The organism is Candidatus Nitrotoga fabula (assembly GCF_905221025.1).
Taxonomy (GTDB): domain Bacteria; phylum Pseudomonadota; class Gammaproteobacteria; order Burkholderiales; family Gallionellaceae; genus Nitrotoga; species Nitrotoga fabula.
This window is the reverse complement of the sequence record NZ_CAJNBL010000022.1, coordinates 1-16,066: the sequence shown is the minus strand read 5'-3', so window position 1 is coordinate 16,066 and position 16,066 is coordinate 1. Positions and strand designations below refer to the sequence as shown.

The window sequence follows — 16,066 nt, the reverse complement described above, 5'->3', positions numbered from 1 at the left end:
ATATGACAACCCGCCTGTAACTTGGTCAAAGAACAATCATGGCCACTTCCTGGGATAATCGCAGCAGCGCAACCATTTTCTTGCAGCGTGATGATACTGTCCTGGAAGCAGCCAAACTTATGCGCCTGCACCAGGTTAGCAATGTACAGGTCATTGATAACTGCAATGGAAAAATTATCCCGGTGGGAGTCATTACGGATCACGATCTCGTAGTGGAAATCATGGCCCCTGGCCTGGATTACATGGTCATAACAGTAGGGGATATCATAGATTTGCGTTCAGCAGGGCGGCATCCCGGCATACATGATTAACCATAGCGCCAGTCATCCGGCCCGGCATTTATTACAGACATTGTGGCTGACTGGGCTGTTGAAATTTCAAACTTGAATGGAGAAATATCATGCCTGTCAGCGAAATTTGTAACCGTGAAGTAGTAGTCATACAGAAGAATGAGTCGGTGGTGGATGCGGCCAAACTGATGCGGAAACATCATGTTGGCGATGTCCTGGTGGTTGAAGACCGCGCCGGTATCCGGATACCGGTAGGTATTGTAACCGACCGCGATCTGGTAATGGAGGTTCTGGCAGTTGAGCTCGATGGTGCATGTCTTACCGTGGAAGAAATCATGGAACAGGAGGTGGTTACCATCCAGGAAGGAACCGGAATATTCGAGGCGATTCAATATATGCGTCAGAAAGCGGTAAGGCGCCTGCCGGTAGTCAATAATCAGGGAGGACTGATAGGAATACTGACGCTGGACGACATACTGGAACTGCTGTCCGAAGAACTACTCGCACTTTCCCATCTGGTAAGGCGCGAGCAGCAAAAGGAAGCAAAAATCCGCAGCTGATCCGGTTCGGCGTTTTATATCTGAAAAACAAAAAAGCACAAGCACCATCCACATTATCATTCACGCAGCTGACCACCCAGATGAACTGAAAGAAAAGAATTCGCAACGATACGCAACAACTAAAGGAACCAGTAAAAATTCATTACCTGTAGTAATCCAGACCTCATCTGACAGATTCTGTCTGATGTTCGGCCTAAGCGGACGCACACAGCTGACCACATTCAGAGGTGATGGAATGCCTGCTATCGGGGATGTTGTTGCTAAAAAACGGGATCAGCGACTCGTTATTTATCCCCTCGGCAATTCTATGCCGCGCAATCTGCGATAAAAAGTCACAGCATATGAATCGGTCATGCCAGACACAAAATCCGTCGCTCCTAGAAGCTGCTCATACTTATTTTTCCCCTTGGTGAATTGCTGAGGGATTAGCTGACGTACTTTCTTTTCTGCGGCTGTTCTATTTTCTTCTACACCGATCAAAGCTGGAACTATCTTTTCTAGCAAACCACCCAGTACCTCAAACCCTGCCGCTTCAATATAAAGCACGTTAGGCGAGGCATATATTTTATCTTTCGATCGCTCTTTTATATCATTAAGATGGTTGATATATTTTGAATGATACATCAAATCATCCTCAAATTTACCTTTCATAATATTCTCGTAATTAGCCTGGAAGGTTGAAACTGCATCAGAGATTAAGTTGCCGATCGCTTTAGCCCTCAGATACTCGACCTTATTTTTTTCGTCATTTATCAGTGAATATGATTTGCCTGAATTATTTTGCCCACTGCCAAAAGCAACTGGCCGCAAAAGCGCTTCTGTTTTTTCAAATGAAATCCTGCCAAGTCGGTGACCATCCTCCAAGTCAATTATTCTGTAGCAAATATCATCTGCTGCTTCCATTAAAAATGCTAAGGGGTGCCGTGCCCATGCAAAATCATTCTTTCTAATTAATCCTAGTCTGTTCGCAACCTCCTTAAACCTCTCAAAATCAGCCTTTACGAAACCAAACTTTTTTTCACTCACCTTTTTTTTGTCAAACTCGGACCAGTATGCACATCTCGGATATTTACTGTATGCCCCCAAAACTGCATAAGTAAGTTGCAACCCTCCACGATCAACTGCACCTTGCAGGCGCGACAAGACGCGAAAACCTTGAGCATTACCCTCGAACTTAAGGAAGTCATCTTGCTCTTCTTGCTGGAGGTCTCTTAAATATTCATTTCCTTGTCCAGCAAACCACGAACTTATAGCCTCTTCGCCAGAGTGCCCAAACGGTGGGTTGCCTATATCGTGCGCTAAACATGCTGCGGCTACTATATTTCCAAATTCCTGAGGGTGCACATCTTCTATGCCCTCTTTTGTAATAACAAAGTCACCGATCAAGGTGCCGAGCGATCTTCCCACGCTAGATACCTCAATACTATGAGTCAAACGTGTCCGCACATAATCGTTTTCCGCAAGCGGAAACACCTGTGTTTTATCTTGAAGGCGACGGAATGCACTGGAATAAACGATACGGTCATAATCTCTCTGGTATTCTGACCTAACGTCTTTTGGTTGCGTACCCTTTCGTTCAAGTCGCTCTCTAGATAGAAGCTTCCCCCATTCCATTTTTTCATCCTTCAATTTTCATCCTCCAATTAAGCCAATCTAAACCGTCCATTTCCTATGGTGGCTCGCATAATTGAGCATCAGGTGAAACACGTTGTCGCATTTCTCGTGGAACAGCACACGATCGTAGCTTTCCAGCAGCTTGCTGTCCAGCACCTTTATCCTGGCATCGTCCGCTTAGGCCGAACAACGGACAATGTCTGGCAGTTGAAGTCTGGATTACTACACATTACCCGTCATTTTACAGTCGAACTTCCTCAGAAACATCATCACCTATACAAGCCATTTGGCAGGCGCATCGAAATTTCCACTCCGGGAAAGAATATATTTTTTATCGATAATGTTCTATATATTATCGATCTTCATACTTCTTATGCCACAAAGTCATGTGGTTGATTGTCAGCAACAATCAGATCAAACCAGAATACGCTCCCTGACCCTGGCGTGCTTTCCACACCTATATCGCAGCCCATCTGCTCAACCAGTTTTTTGGCCACGACCAGACCGATCCCGGTTCCTTCTATCGCCCCTGCCTCCCTGCCAAGACGGTTAAATGACTGAAACAGTTGTTCCAGTTTCTCAGATGGCAATCCTTCTCCGCTATCCTGTATGCTAACCCGCACCCTGTTCAGGGAATTGACGTGGCAGGTCACTTCAACTGTACCCTGTTCACTGTTATATTTGATTGCATTGGACAATAAATTAATCAGCACCTGCTTTACGCGGGTGCGGTCGGCATAAACCAGCAAGGAACGGGCTGGTAAACAAAAATTCTGCTGGATGCCTCGCTGCGTCGCTTGCGGTTCCATCATCATCTTGCATTCCAGAAGAAGTTCATGCAGCGGTATATATTCCGGAGACAAAGACACCTTTCCGGATTCAATCAATGCAAGATCAAGAATTTCATTGATCAGATCCAGCAGGTACCATCCGCCCCGAGTAATTTCCTTGATCCTCCTTGCCTGATCAGGGGGCAGCGAAGGAATGTCCTGCTCCATCAACTGGGCATAGCCCAGAATGGCATTGAGCGGCGTACGCAACTCGTGGCTCATGCTGGAAAGAAATTCAGATTTAGCCCGACTGGATTTTTCTGCTGCAATTTTCGCATTGATCAATTCCGTAATGTCGATATAGGAACCAACATAATGAGTCACAATGCCGCTTATTCCCTTAACAGCAGAAATCGTTAGCCACTTGGGAAAGAGTTCACCATTCTTGCGGCGCCCCCAAATTTCCCCGTGCCAAGTTCCGGTATTCCGGATGGATTCCCACATCTCATTATAAAACTCCACATCATGACAACCGGACTGAAGAAGAAGCGGGGTTTTACCGATAACTTCCCGAGCCGTATAGCCAGTAGTTTCGGTAAAAGCCTTGTTGACACGCAAAATCACCCCCATGGAATCGGTAATCATCAGACTTTCCTGCGTTTCGAAGGCAACAGAGGCAATACGAAGATTGATTTCAGCCTGCTTGCGCTCAGTGATATCAGTCAGCACCGCGCGTACCGCAAGATCCCCCCCATGATTTTGCAGACGCAGGCAATGTAACTGGGCAAAAAAACAGATTCCGTCAGTACGACGCAACAGCAATTCACATGCCTGTTGATTGTCATGCTTCAGTACAGATTGAAAATAACCATGCCAGCGTTCACGGTCTTCCGGAGCTATAAATTGAGAAAATCGTTGATGCAGCAGCATATCCCGCTGCATTCCAAGCTGCATAGTTCCAGTACGATTGATTTCCTTGATCACAGCATCCCCGTCAAGAGTGATATAACCCACAGGAGAGAAATCATAAAAATCCGCATAACGGTCGCGGGATGCTTCCAGCTCCAGCCGGGCTTGCCGTATCTCCTCGCTTTGTATCTCCAGTTGAAACTGATATAACTTGATTTCGCGCAACAACTCCTCTACAGAACGCGGCATTCCATCAATCACGGATGGACAGGATAGCTGGCTTTCAGATTTTGCAAATGACTGCTGTTTCTCTCTTGAAGTCTTGCTCATGAATTTTCCTGGATCCCGGATTATTCCGTGTATTCTTCAGTTACCTGACGACATGCCAAACGGAATTTTTGTCCTACTGCAGACAGACCAGCTCTTCATTTAAGATCTTTGGTCTTTATGCTCCCCTGGCAGAAACGGAAATTATGTAACAAGCATATAAACGAACCAAATGAATGATATGTTTTAAATTTTCATTCAGCAATACCTACCCAGTTTCTTTGCCGTCCCAACGCCCATGCCACATGCTCGCGCACCAGCGGAGACACATCTTGCGCACGCGCTTCCAGAGCAGTCTGTATTTCCTGGCTCCCAGGAGCATTACCCAAAGCCACGGCGATATTGCGCAACCATTGTTCATATCCAATGCGCAAAATCGCGCTGCCTGCAAATTTTTTCCTGAATGTTTTTTCATCCCAGCCAAAGAGTTCGGTTAAACCCACGTCATCCAGTCCGTGTCTGGCCACAAAATCAGGTTCAATACTTTTTTTTGCAAAACGGTTCCAGGGGCATACCAGCTGACAATCATCGCACCCATAAATGCGATTACCGATGAGCGGGCGCAATGGCAACGGGATACTGCCTCTCAATTCAATGGTCAGGTAGGAAATACACCGCCGGGCATCCAGTCTGTATGGCGCAACAATTGCCTGTGTCGGACAGGCATTAAGACATGCCATGCAGCTCCCGCAATATCCCGGTTCTGCCGGTTCATCCAGTGGAAGAGGCAGGTCGGTATAAATCTCGCCCAGGAAAAACCACGACCCGTGTTCGCGTGACAACAGCAGCGTATGTTTTCCACGCCAGCCAAGCCGCGACTTCGAAGCCAGCTCGACTTCCATCACTGGGGCACTATCGGTAAAAACGCGATAGCGGAAATCACTCACCCCGGTTCGGATTTTTTCGGCAAGCTTTTCCAGGCGGTAACGCAAAACCTTGTGATAATCCCGTCCCAAGGCATAACGTGAAATAAAGGCTCGTGTCCCATCCTCCATTACTTCCCAGCTATCCTTCACATTTGGCGGGTAATAATCCATGCGCACCGAGATCACGCGCACAGTTCCAGGAATTAATTCCGCAGGGCGGCAGCGTTTAACACCATGTTTTGCCATATAATCCATCTCACCGTGAAACCCTTGCGCCAGCCATTGCAGCAGACGCTCTTCGGCATCATTTAGATGGACATCACTGATGCCGACCGCCTGAAAACCAAGCGCTCTGCCCCATTCTTTGATTTTGACGGCCAGCGCATCATAATCCACAATTTAAGGTCTCCCGATTTGCATAATCCGAATCATAGCCGAATAAACCGGATGCTGGCCGATGAAGATGCAACTGCTGCCTTTGCGGCACAACTGGCATCTGGAATCAAGCCGGGGATGGTAATCTATCTACATGGCAGCCTGGGGGCCGGGAAAACCACACTGGTACGTGCCCTGCTCCGAGCAATGGGCTTTAACGGACGGGTAAAAAGTCCAACCTATAATTTACTTGAACAATATCAGGTAAATGGATTACACTTATGCCACTTTGACCTCTACCGCTTCCATAATGCAGAAGAATGGGAGGCAGCCGGATTCCGTGATGAATTCGACGGACGCAACATATGCTTGGTGGAATGGCCGGAAAGAGCACAAAATCTGGTACCACAGGCAGACATGGAAATCACGTTGAACATCGTACCCGTCCAAGCCGCGGGTACTATGCGCAACTTGGAAGCACGTGCAATTTCACAGGCGGGCAGGGAATGTTTACACACACTGCAAAACTGATCGCGTTGTGGCTTTTGCTAGGGTTCTCTCATGCACAGGCTGCAATCGAAATCGCTTCCGCTCGCATTTGGCCAGCCCAGGAATATACCCGGATGACGCTCGAGTCTGCAAAGCCGATCCGTTACAACTCATTCTCGATGCACAACCCAGAGCGGCTGGTCATTGACCTGGAAGAGGTTGAAATAAACCCAGCCCTGAATGAACTCGCCGGGAAAATCCATAGTGACGATCCCTATATAAAAGGCATGCGCGTGGCGCGCTTCAAACCCGGCATCACACGCATGGTATTCGACCTCAAGACCCAGGTAAAAACCCAGTTGTTCAGTCTCACGCCGGTGGCAAATTACAGCCACCGACTGGTTCTGGATATCTATCCTGCCATTCCCATGGACCCCCTAATGGCGCTGTTGCAGGAACAACCAGGAGTCACTTCCGAACAGGATCTGCCTTCCGCTACAACCAGGCCGCCCGCACAGGGAACAGAACTACAAAAGCCCAAACTAACTGAAGCAAAGACCGCTCCGCAACCTGTGGAGAAATCCAACAGACAGAAATTGCACAACCAGCCGGAAAAATCAAGCTCCCCCATACGTATTGCGATCGATGCGGGACATGGCGGCGAAGACCCGGGAGCAAAAGGATACCATGGAACCCAGGAAAAACACGTCACCCTGGCCATCGCGCGCAAACTGAAAGAACTGATCGATGGCACCCCTGGCATGCACGGCGTGCTGATCCGAGACGGAGATTATTTCATTCCGCTAGGCAGCCGGGTTCAGAAAGCGCGCAAGATGCAGTCAGACTTGTTCATCTCGATTCATGCTGATGCGTTCATCAAGCCGGATGCGCGCGGATCTTCGGTGTTTACTCTGTCCAAAAACGGAGCTTCCAGCGTTAGCGCACGCTGGCTTGCAAAAAGAGAAAATGAAGCGGATCTGATTGGCGGCGTAAACCTCGCAACAGCTGCAAAGGAACCGGGCCTCGCACATGTATTACTTGATCTTTCGCAACATGCAACGAACAACGACAGCATCAAACTGGCCAAATATGTACTGGGGGAACTCGGCAGCATCAATACGTTACACAATAGCAAAACTCAGCAGGCGGGTTTCGCCGTACTGAAATCGCCGGATGTTCCTTCCATACTGGTCGAAACTGCTTTCATCAGCAATCCGGACGAAGAAATTCGCCTGAAGGACAAAGAGTACCAAGAGAAAATAGCTCATTCCATTCTGAAAGGCATCAAACGATATTTCGCAACCAATCCACCTGTTTCAAAGAAAATTTAATGCAATATTAATACTGCTTCCTGCCCTGTTCTTGCATGGCCAGCAGCCCCTTTCAGAAGGTCCTCCCGAAATACCTGTATCTCAGTAGAATCCACACATACCCATGTACAAGTCCCTTGAATACCAATAGCCTGCTGCATCCGCTCCCGACGGATACAGACTCTTACAAACCTGAATGAACCCAAAAACTGTCTCAAAAATCCACATACAAAGTTTCCCTCCGATCGCAACAGATCTTTCACACACCCTGATCCTGGGAACAATGCCCGGCCAGGCTTCCCTCAAGGCAGGACAATACTACGCGCATCCGCGAAACGCATTCTGGAAAATCATGGTGGAAATCCTTGGCATCCAGTCCGGCGAGCCATACGAAACCAGAACTGCTGCCATGGCCATGGCAGGAATCGCTCTGTGGGATGTACTGCAGTCCTGCGTACGGGCAGGCAGTCTTGATTCCGATATAGACAACAACACGATAGTACTGAACGATTTTTCCTGGTTCTTCAACTGTCATCCGCATATTCGCAGAATCTGCTTTAACGGAACCCGAGCGGAATACCTGTACCGGCGGCATGTCCAGCCCATGCTTCCTGCATCCCCGGACAGGGAATACATTCGCCTGCCTTCAACCAGTCCGGCCAATGCAGCAATCCCCATTGAAGAGAAATCGCGTGCATGGAAAATCATCGCATCCTGATACCCGACTATCTTACGGTTCTTCCAGCACGTTGACAGCACACTTTTTCTGGATATTCACTACTAATTTTAAAGATAACTGGAAATCAAAAAATTGCTAACTCTGCTGCACGGCTATTGTTCCAGAACAAAAGCTGCCAGAACTTCTATATCTGAATCAGATAATGCAGCAAATGATGGCATAGGGATGCTACCCCATTTACCGGAACCACCAGCCTTGATATTTTTCATAACAGTTTCAATGGCCTGCGGATTTTTACGATAGCGTTCCGCAACATCGCGAAAAGCGGGACCCAGCACTTTTCTGTCAACAGCATGGCAGCCAAGGCAGCCATTCTGGGTCAGCAAAGCACGGGCGTCCACAACCCTCGTACCAGGAGCACCCGTCTTCTCCTTATTAGCCGGGAATGCAGGAATCCCTATTTTTTCATTTCCATATGTGAGGGCGAGATATTCCCCTATCAGGCTGACCTCATCATCACTGATGAGCGCACCAAAGGCATGCTTCATCTTGCTCACCTCGTCCGTCCACTGCCTGAGAGACATTCCCGGGGGCTGCAGACTGATGTAATCCGCCGAATGGCAAATGGTACATTTTTGCAAGGCTACTTGATAGCCCGGATGCCCGGATTTCTTGAGCTGCGCCGTCTCAGGCGGAAGCGAGATGTGTTTAGGTGCAGCCATGCCCGGACTGGAGGAAAAACAGAGAATCAGCGCAGCAAGGCTGCAAATCAAATATTGCAACATGCCTCCCCCTTATGCCACGGTAATAGCCACGCTTTCAACCACATTACGCAGGTAGCCACCTGGATTCCAGCTGGCAGTCATGGGCTGCGTTTCTCCGCTGTTGGCAGTAGCACGCACCATGAGCATTACCTCGCCTTGATTTTCCGGCACAAAATCCAGTCTCCACTCTCGAAACGAGAATCGTCCAAAATCCCTGCCAAGAACGGCCATTTCCCAGTTCCGGCCCCCATCGCTTGAAATCTCGACCTGTTTGATCCCGCTCCCCCCGTCAAAAGCAATTCCTTTAAGCAGAATTTTCTGACCAGCCTTGAGTCGGCTACCATTTTGCAAACTGGTAATAAAAGAGCGCACCCTGAACCGAGTGATGGGCCTGGTCCTGTCCGGAACAGTACCAGGCAGAACGCAAAAGCACTCGTTATCCGGCACACGGTAAGCTCTGTTCATGGCAAAACTGTCAAGCCCATCCAATGGATGGTCAAGCACATGAATTTCACATAAATGTTTAATCCAGTAAGTACCAAAATACCCTGGCACAATGAGTTTGACCGGGTAACCATTCAAAAAAGGAATCTCTTGGCCATTCATCTCCCAGGCAATCAAAGGCTCATCGCTCATCGCATGTTCTATTTCCAGCGTCTTGACATAATCCGGCGTAACCGGCAGGACAGGCCTGTCCAGACCATTCATCGCAACCAGTCTGGCTCCTGATCTAATGCCGGCTTTTTCCAGAATGGATCTGAGTGGGATGCCTGCCCAGCGCGCGTTACCCATGGAGCCATTCCCAAGCTGTGCTCCAAACACCCGGGGGGACGAATACCCACGGCTATTCCCAGCGCATTGATTGACTGCAACCATTTCAACTCTCCCCATTGCTTTCAGCGCATTGAGCGAAAGGGAAAGCGGTGTATCCACATGGCCGGAAACCGTAAGCCGATAACGATCCGGGTCAATGGATAACGGCAGGTCAGCAAGATGATATCGAACAAAAAATCCATCGTTAGGAGTCAGCACACTCTCATCAAATACCTCGAATGGCGTTTCCAGGTGCGGTGGGCGGGTTGTAATCCGCAGAAGACTGCGCTTTTGTGGATAGACAACCAGTTCCCTCTCTCCATTACCGAAAGGAAGGGTTTGCATAGCCGCTGCCCGAATCTTGCCGGACATTCCAGCTAGTCCCAACAGCCCCAGTCCCGCGGATTGCAAAAACCTCCGGCGGTATTGAATAATCTGCCTGTTGTTGCCCATAGAGCAATGTCTCCTGTGTGGTTTCATGACCATCCGCCAAAGAATTGCCATGTTAAACCGATTGAATCCCTCTTCGAAACGAAAGGCAGCCCACGTCATCCGCCACCTTGTCAATAAGCCTGCTATGCATTTATCTCCCGACAAAATAAATGCCTAGCATCGCATCCCGGCCCGGCCCGGCCCGGCTCTTGCAAGGATTCGCTAATACAACGCCGAGAAAAATAGGTTCATTCGATGCACCCATCCCTCATGGCAATAATTATGGCCATTTGTTGACCACCTGTTGCCTGTAACAGTTAATTGTTACCCATTCTGGCCTAATGTTATATACTTGAAAAACTGCTTTCCCATACAAAAATCTTACAATCTGGAGAATAAAAATGAACAACATTTCCTCCCCACTGGCACCCTATGGCTCTTTCAAATTTATTCCTTTGGCAACCAAAGTCGGAACAGATGGTAAAACAGTACCATCAGACATCCGGTGCAAGAAGGAAATCAGATTGCTGTCAACGCTTGAAAACGGAATAAAGATTTACTCATTCAAGTATCTCTGGTCGGAAATAACCTTCGTAGGCATCATGGCGCAAGACCTGCTTGCCCACCCTGAATGGCAGAAAGCCGTTCAGATCCAGGCGAACGGGCTGTATGCGGTTGATTATGCCATGCTGGGCCTTAAAATGACCTCGCTGGATATTTGGAATAAAACCGGACCCGAATCTATTAAACTTGGCTCAGGCATCCCATTATTGGTGTAATATTCAGAACAAACAGGATGGTATAAAATTTCAGATTCTTCATCACCCGAAAATATCAAAACCGGTTTTAACAAAAAGCTTCATCCTCCAGCGGATGAAGCTTCCCTTTTTTTACCCTTGAATCCCCAAGTCCTCCAGAAATAGAACAGGCCAGGAAGTCGTAATTTCTTATCTGATTTTGGCGAAAAATGGATCCACAAAAAACCCCATTAGTTGAATAATGGGGTTTTAGTGTTAGCCTTGCTTATTCCATAGAGGGGCTATCCTTCCAATGCAACCGGCGATGAGACGAGTTTAATTGAATCCAGTCCTCTTTCATTCCAAATTTCGATAGTTGTCTTTCTAAGACCCAGCTTCGCATAATCGACTCCATAGAAACCATCTGGTCTAATGCATACAGCTTTCTTCCATTCCGGGTGCTCAAGACAATCCTGCGCCATGATGCCCACAAAAACTTCATCCGACCAATGATAGCGGAATGAATAAATTTTCATTCCATCTTCCAGCATCGTAAGCAATTGAATATCTTTCTTAAAGCGGATATCTGAAATAGGTGGCCCCTTGCCCTCACCACCGACTTTAGTTGCCAGCGACACAAATCCCAATGAACCATAGGGAGCCAACAAAGATTGCATCTTGTTCATTCTTTCCTCCATTAAAATTCTTAAATGAGAACTTTATAAAATAGCGTGCAGTCTAATCATGGCGGCTAACTCTTTAGGTGTCAACCCGTAAAATAATCGAAAGACGCGGAACAACCAATGAAGTAAACATCCAGATTCAGCTCCATGCCAACCAGCAAATATATACACAGAGCAAGCATCCGTATCGAAACCAATTGTCAGGATATGTTATGTACGCTTCAAGAAAAGATGATTCAAGTCGCAGCAAAGATATCATTTATAAAAATTTTCACACCATGCAATCACCTATATAATTATTATTAAAATTTTCAATCAACAGGGCTGATCATGCAATTACTGACACTTTTATATGGCCTGGTGCTTTTTCTGGGTGTTCACTCAATCCGAATATTTGGAGAAGAGACAAGGAATATGCTGATCGACTCCTGGGGGAAAAATTCCTATCGGGCCATTTATTCTGTACCCTCTCTGGTCGGCCTGCTGCTGATTATTATGGGTTACATTGAGGCAAACCTGGAACCGGTATATCTCTGGAACCCGCCCATGGGCATGCGTCACCTGACCATACTGTTGATGCTGGTTTCTACCATTCTACTCATTGCCACCTATATTCCGAATAACCATATCAAACTGAAGCTCAGGCACCCAATGACTGTTGGGGTAAAAGTGTGGGCTTTTGCCCATTTGCTGTCCAATGGAACATTGGCAGATCTGGTTTTGTTTGGAAGCTTTCTTCTCTGGTCGATTCTTATATACAGAAACGCTCGCAGCAGACCTGTTGAGATCATCCATCCAAACTGGAGGTTTACCGCCCTTACCATTTTGGCTGGAACAGCTATCTGGTTTGTCTTTATAAAATGGCTTCACCTCATGCTTTTTGGGGTGAGCCCTGTGTAATCAATCCAGTTCAAACACCAGGACTGAAACAATGGAACAGATAATCTGCAATCATGACATTGGCTCAAAGGTCGGCAGCATGAAAGCAACAATACTAGAATTGGAATAGAATGAGTCATTTTCCTCCATGAAAACAATCAAAAATGAATCATGTCCGGCTTGAGGACAGCAGGGTTTTCAGCATTATGGCTATTGCTTGCTGGCGGGCTATATTTATATTTTTCCGGAAAACTCAGCCCCAATACTGTGGAGAAGCTGGGAGTGGAGAAGCATGTCATTCTAAACCGCGATTATTCCGGCCATTATCACGCAGAAGCCTTGATTAATGATGTAAAAGCTGTTGTTCTGATTGATACCGGCGCAACCAGTGTAACCATTTCACAAAAACTGGCAAACAAAATCGGCATAAAAAGCCGTCAGGCCATTCGAACCAAGACCGCCAATGGCGAGAGTGTTGGTTATATGACGCGCCTGGATAGCGTAAAACTGGGAGGAATCAAGGTTACAAATGTTGCCGCAACCATTGCACCCAACCTATCAGGGGCAGATGCCCTGCTTGGAATGTCGTTTCTAAACCGGATGGATGTACGTCTGTATAAAGGCACTATGACCATCAAACCAGTAGATTCTCCATAATTGGCAGACTTGATGGATATTTTTTATGTCCATTAGCAATACTGTATTCAAGTGAATTCAATACCGGGAAAAAAGATACTGATTTCCCGATATTTTTGTTTTACAAAATGTTATGAGAATCTATCCCCTATGTATGCCGGATTTCATATTTCCAACCGCCCAAAGTGAATGAACTTAATTGCCGACGTTAAAGACTGCATATCAGGATTATAGTTTCCGCAGCGGCTATAAACCTGATATGCGAGCAACATTACCCAAGAAAGTGGCTATTTACAGTACCGACTCCTGCGAAACCGGTTGCATTTTGCATGTATCCGGGTTCTTGGCATAATAAATCAACTCTATTAAAGACCTGCCTCCGGAGAGACGTTCCGCATTCAGCTGAATCGAAGTCAAATTAAATTTCTCAAGATTCTTGTCAAACCACCGGGATTTGAATGCCTGCTCTTTATTTTGCACGCCCGATATCCAGTCCTGCATGCTGAATGGCCAGTCTTGTGAAGTATAACTCCTGCTATTTCTAACCAGGCTATCACGGCTTTGCGGTGGGCCATATTTAGCAGATAGCTCTTTTTCTATTTCAGAAAATTTACTGTCTATCCCATTTCCATTATTTATTTTGATTGGGTTGCTAACTGCAGCGATGCTACATAACCCATGTTCCGGTGAAACGGATAATATGTACCGATTGAAATCAGGATGGGGGTTTGGAACCGAAACAGCATTGTAAACAAATGCTTGTTTCTCATTGCCGTGGGGTTTTAATTCGATTTTTTTTCCTAATTCATCCAATGACATACCCATTTCAAGGCCAAAAGGTCCAGAATGAGCGGTTAATGAAATTAATGACAAGGAAATTAATAGCATTAAACGTTTCATGTTTGAATCCTCAACAAGTTAATGAAAACCACAATTTGATTTCATAAATTGCTAAAGTTCCCGAAAATTGTAAAATATCAACCTTGGCCTCCGCCAACGGATGCCCTGTGTCCCAACCAGTTGAGTCACCATTAAAAATGATGTTAGGCCAAGCCGCAGCCAGATTAAACGCACAATGGATGGCGATGCAAAACCGGTTTTGCGCACACACTCCACTGCTGACACGCGATTAGCGCAAAGACGCATAAGCAACGTCGAGGACGGATCCTGCCGCTTCGATTACCTTTCCCATCTGATTCCAGATATTCGGTTTTCTGCGGTTTCTTCAGGAGAACCCATACCGCCTTCCTCTACTGCATTACAGTAGCGGTAAAAAGGGATATTTAAACGTAACCATGACCTTCTTGCAGGCGCGAAAAGATTTTCCAGCTTCTATGAAAAATAATCATTAATAATCAAGTTGTTAAAATGAAACATGAGAATTGCCTTGCTTCTGTTTTGTATTGGGTTCACAACCAACAAAACCGGCAACCCTCACTTTTGCACGTACGACACACGATCAAATTACGGATGCCAGGATTCTCTCTGGCTTTTTATAATGGCTTGGTTTTGTAATAGTCATTGACGTTTTCTTCTGCATCCGGAGGAATATCGATAGCATCGTTCATATCCGGAGGAGCATCGTCCGTTCTCATTGTTCCTGGTTCTTCATCCATCTTCCTTAATGAAGTATCCCCCCCTTTCATTCCCCTGTGCACCGTCCTCATTTCATCCGGGGTAATTTTTCCATCACCATTTACATCCAGAACCCTAAATCTATTTTCATGGGTAGTATGAAACTCGTCATTACTGATAGCACCGTCACCATTCCTATCCATGACCGAAAACATTTTTCCATGCATAGGCATACACCTATTTCCATCAGTTTCTCCACCTGATTTTAAATGCGGATCATGCTGTCCATGGCATTCATGATACCCATGATGCCCATGATGCCCATGATGCCCATGATGCCCATGATGCCCATGATGCCCATGATGCCCATGATGCCCATGATGCCCATGATGCCCATGATGCCCATGATGCCCATGATGCCCATGGTACCCTTGATGACAGTCAGCGTATGCAAATGTGGAGCCCAATATAAAACAAGGCAAAATTGCAAGATAATGAATCGTTTTTTTCATTTTTATCTCCATTATGAAATTAACCAATAGTCCTAAAACGAAATCCTGCCCACCTCTAAGAATTTATGCTGAAATTTTATGACCAGACAAATTTCAACTCAAATACTATGAAACAAAGCTCTCATGGTCTGTGCGTTTCCTAACATAGTTGAAAATATTACCTATCCGGAAGCGATAAAAATTCAAGAAGTGTTGTGGGCAAAAGACCTGTTTTCAATGATGAATCTGCTAAAAACAAATGATAATTCAAGGCAGTACCATTGAGCCATCTTATCGATTCGTATCCATGCATACTGATTTGATTAACAATAATTTATTCTGCCCAATTTTTGTGAATAACATTGTGGATTATCTGCAGAAACTCAGGCTAACTACTAACATTTAAAATCATTTTATAAAGCTGCCTAAATTATAGGCAATGATTGGATTACTTGAACAGGAGCACTTCCCTAGAAATTTTAATCCCACGCTCCAAGTCTGATATTTTCAATTCAGGCGTTACACTTCATATTTAAATCGGCACTTCAATTCACACCTTACATTCCCGGGTCAAACCCAGGAAACCCAAAAACCGGCTACAATTTTCTCCACCGAATGAACTTCGATTCCAGCACCAAAATATTGTAATCAGCAACCTGATCACAAAAGGCTATAGAAAGTTAAGCGCATTTATACAATACGTTAACTTTCCAAGCCCCTGACAAAACAAGGTTACAACGATTACTTCCAGATCTCCCTGCCGTTTTCATCCCGGATTTGCGCTTTCCATGCGGCACGCACCTTTTGCTGGACTGTCTCCGGCATCGGCACGTAGTCCAGTGACTCCGCCATCTTGCCGCCGCTCTG

General features: G+C 46.3%; 18 protein-coding genes. 9 read left to right on the top strand and 9 right to left on the bottom strand.

Translation table 11 applies throughout. The features are described from left to right. Positions 1 to 38: 38 nt before the first annotated feature. The gene (locus tag KJA68_RS05970) at positions 39 to 311 is read left to right on the top strand and encodes a CBS domain-containing protein (protein WP_213036025.1); all 273 of its coding nucleotides are present in this window, start codon (positions 39 to 41) and stop codon (positions 309 to 311) included. A gap of 89 nt (positions 312 to 400) precedes the next feature. Further along, positions 401 to 850: a CBS domain-containing protein gene (locus tag KJA68_RS05965; protein WP_213036024.1), complete on the top strand. Its 450-nt coding sequence runs from the start codon at positions 401 to 403 to the stop codon at positions 848 to 850. Positions 851 to 1,138: 288 nt separating this feature from the next. Here KJA68_RS05965 and KJA68_RS05960 read toward each other — a convergent pair whose 3' ends face one another. Further along, on the bottom strand, positions 1,139 to 2,479 hold the full coding sequence (locus tag KJA68_RS05960) for a deoxyguanosinetriphosphate triphosphohydrolase (RefSeq protein WP_213036023.1): 1,341 nt from the start codon (positions 2,477 to 2,479) through the stop codon (positions 1,139 to 1,141). 69 nt (positions 2,480 to 2,548) lie between these two features. Here KJA68_RS05960 and KJA68_RS05955 point away from each other — a divergent pair, with 69 nt between their 5' ends. Next, the gene (locus KJA68_RS05955; protein WP_213036022.1) at positions 2,549 to 2,860 is read left to right on the top strand and encodes a hypothetical protein; all 312 of its coding nucleotides are present in this window, start codon (positions 2,549 to 2,551) and stop codon (positions 2,858 to 2,860) included. Here KJA68_RS05955 and KJA68_RS05950 read toward each other — a convergent pair. Together KJA68_RS05950 and queG are read right to left on the bottom strand one after the other, a co-directional pair. Further along, on the bottom strand, positions 2,836 to 4,473 hold the full coding sequence (locus tag KJA68_RS05950; protein ID WP_213036021.1) for a sensor histidine kinase: 1,638 nt from the start codon (positions 4,471 to 4,473) through the stop codon (positions 2,836 to 2,838). The two genes, KJA68_RS05955 and KJA68_RS05950, sit on opposite strands and share 25 nt — an antisense overlap. Positions 4,474 to 4,664: 191 nt before the next feature. Next, positions 4,665 to 5,732 (bottom strand): tRNA epoxyqueuosine(34) reductase QueG, encoded by a 1,068-nt coding sequence (gene queG, locus KJA68_RS05945; RefSeq protein WP_246487087.1) that lies wholly within the window; start codon positions 5,730 to 5,732, stop codon positions 4,665 to 4,667. 18 nt (positions 5,733 to 5,750) lie between these two features. On the opposite strand from queG, the gene tsaE reads away from it, so the two are divergent. From tsaE to KJA68_RS05930, 3 genes are all read left to right on the top strand, one after another. After that, complete coding sequence (gene tsaE, locus KJA68_RS05940; RefSeq protein ID WP_320412108.1) at positions 5,751 to 6,242, top strand: tRNA (adenosine(37)-N6)-threonylcarbamoyltransferase complex ATPase subunit type 1 TsaE; 492 nt, start codon at positions 5,751 to 5,753, stop codon at positions 6,240 to 6,242. Next, the gene (locus KJA68_RS05935) at positions 6,218 to 7,531 is read left to right on the top strand and encodes an N-acetylmuramoyl-L-alanine amidase (protein ID WP_213036020.1); all 1,314 of its coding nucleotides are present in this window, start codon (positions 6,218 to 6,220) and stop codon (positions 7,529 to 7,531) included. Before tsaE ends, KJA68_RS05935 begins: the two co-directional genes overlap by 25 nt. Before the next feature lie 175 nt (positions 7,532 to 7,706). Continuing rightward, on the top strand, positions 7,707 to 8,228 hold the full coding sequence (locus tag KJA68_RS05930; protein WP_213036019.1) for a DNA-deoxyinosine glycosylase: 522 nt from the start codon (positions 7,707 to 7,709) through the stop codon (positions 8,226 to 8,228). A 113-nt stretch (positions 8,229 to 8,341) separates the two neighbouring features. On the opposite strand, the gene sorB is transcribed toward KJA68_RS05930, so the two are convergent. Beyond that, on the bottom strand, positions 8,342 to 8,974 hold the full coding sequence (sorB, locus tag KJA68_RS05925) for a SorB family sulfite dehydrogenase c-type cytochrome subunit (RefSeq protein ID WP_213036018.1): 633 nt from the start codon (positions 8,972 to 8,974) through the stop codon (positions 8,342 to 8,344). A gap of 9 nt (positions 8,975 to 8,983) precedes the next feature. Beyond that, on the bottom strand, positions 8,984 to 10,219 hold the full coding sequence (gene sorA / locus KJA68_RS05920; RefSeq protein ID WP_213036017.1) for a SorA family sulfite dehydrogenase catalytic subunit: 1,236 nt from the start codon (positions 10,217 to 10,219) through the stop codon (positions 8,984 to 8,986). Between the two features lie 380 nt (positions 10,220 to 10,599). On the opposite strand from sorA, the gene KJA68_RS05915 reads away from it, so the two are divergent. Then, complete coding sequence (locus KJA68_RS05915; protein ID WP_213036016.1) at positions 10,600 to 10,977, top strand: tail fiber domain-containing protein; 378 nt, start codon at positions 10,600 to 10,602, stop codon at positions 10,975 to 10,977. Positions 10,978 to 11,237: 260 nt separating this feature from the next. Here the strand turns inward: KJA68_RS05915 and KJA68_RS05910 are convergent, their stop codons facing one another. Further along, a complete protein-coding gene (locus KJA68_RS05910; RefSeq protein WP_213036015.1) occupies positions 11,238 to 11,621 on the bottom strand; it encodes a tail fiber domain-containing protein in 384 nt (127 codons plus the stop codon). A 327-nt stretch (positions 11,622 to 11,948) separates the two neighbouring features. On the opposite strand from KJA68_RS05910, the gene KJA68_RS05905 reads away from it, so the two are divergent. Further along, positions 11,949 to 12,518 carry an NnrU family protein gene (locus KJA68_RS05905; RefSeq protein WP_213036014.1) on the top strand — a complete coding sequence of 190 codons (570 nt, stop codon included), beginning with the start codon at positions 11,949 to 11,951 and terminating at the stop codon, positions 12,516 to 12,518. 150 nt (positions 12,519 to 12,668) lie between these two features. Beyond that, entirely contained in the window at positions 12,669 to 13,154 is a 486-nt protein-coding gene (locus KJA68_RS05900) for a retropepsin-like aspartic protease family protein (RefSeq protein ID WP_213036013.1), read from the top strand. Positions 13,155 to 13,424: 270 nt separating this feature from the next. Here the strand turns inward: KJA68_RS05900 and KJA68_RS05895 are convergent, their stop codons facing one another. From KJA68_RS05895 to KJA68_RS10860, 3 genes are all read right to left on the bottom strand, one after another. Continuing rightward, positions 13,425 to 14,033 carry a hypothetical protein gene (locus KJA68_RS05895; RefSeq protein WP_213036012.1) on the bottom strand — a complete coding sequence of 203 codons (609 nt, stop codon included), beginning with the start codon at positions 14,031 to 14,033 and terminating at the stop codon, positions 13,425 to 13,427. A gap of 593 nt (positions 14,034 to 14,626) precedes the next feature. After that, entirely contained in the window at positions 14,627 to 14,923 is a 297-nt protein-coding gene (locus KJA68_RS10865; RefSeq protein WP_281412143.1) for an EF-hand domain-containing protein, read from the bottom strand. A 50-nt stretch (positions 14,924 to 14,973) separates the two neighbouring features. Beyond that, a complete protein-coding gene (locus tag KJA68_RS10860; RefSeq protein ID WP_246487084.1) occupies positions 14,974 to 15,162 on the bottom strand; it encodes a hypothetical protein in 189 nt (62 codons plus the stop codon). Between the last annotated feature and the right edge of the window lie 904 nt (positions 15,163 to 16,066).

Bases quoted from the DNA above. Each gene is read 5' to 3' on its own strand.
- KJA68_RS05915 (WP_213036016.1), top strand. From the start codon at position 10,600: ATGAACAACATTTCCTCCCCACTGGCACCCTATGGCTCTTTCAAATTT.
- KJA68_RS05910 (WP_213036015.1), bottom strand. From the start codon at position 11,621: ATGAACAAGATGCAATCTTTGTTGGCTCCCTATGGTTCATTGGGATTT.
- KJA68_RS05895 (WP_213036012.1), bottom strand. From the start codon at position 14,033: ATGAAACGTTTAATGCTATTAATTTCCTTGTCATTAATTTCATTAACC.
- KJA68_RS05950 (WP_213036021.1), bottom strand. From the start codon at position 4,473: ATGAGCAAGACTTCAAGAGAGAAACAGCAGTCATTTGCAAAATCTGAA.
- KJA68_RS05900 (WP_213036013.1), top strand. From the start codon at position 12,669: ATGTCCGGCTTGAGGACAGCAGGGTTTTCAGCATTATGGCTATTGCTT.
- KJA68_RS05930 (WP_213036019.1), top strand. From the start codon at position 7,707: ATGAACCCAAAAACTGTCTCAAAAATCCACATACAAAGTTTCCCTCCG.
- KJA68_RS10865 (WP_281412143.1), bottom strand. From the start codon at position 14,923: ATGTTTTCGGTCATGGATAGGAATGGTGACGGTGCTATCAGTAATGAC.
- KJA68_RS05970 (WP_213036025.1), top strand. From the start codon at position 39: ATGGCCACTTCCTGGGATAATCGCAGCAGCGCAACCATTTTCTTGCAG.
- KJA68_RS05965 (WP_213036024.1), top strand. From the start codon at position 401: ATGCCTGTCAGCGAAATTTGTAACCGTGAAGTAGTAGTCATACAGAAG.
- sorA (WP_213036017.1), bottom strand. From the start codon at position 10,219: ATGGGCAACAACAGGCAGATTATTCAATACCGCCGGAGGTTTTTGCAA.
- KJA68_RS05905 (WP_213036014.1), top strand. From the start codon at position 11,949: ATGCAATTACTGACACTTTTATATGGCCTGGTGCTTTTTCTGGGTGTT.
- KJA68_RS05935 (WP_213036020.1), top strand. From the start codon at position 6,218: ATGTTTACACACACTGCAAAACTGATCGCGTTGTGGCTTTTGCTAGGG.
- sorB (WP_213036018.1), bottom strand. From the start codon at position 8,974: ATGTTGCAATATTTGATTTGCAGCCTTGCTGCGCTGATTCTCTGTTTT.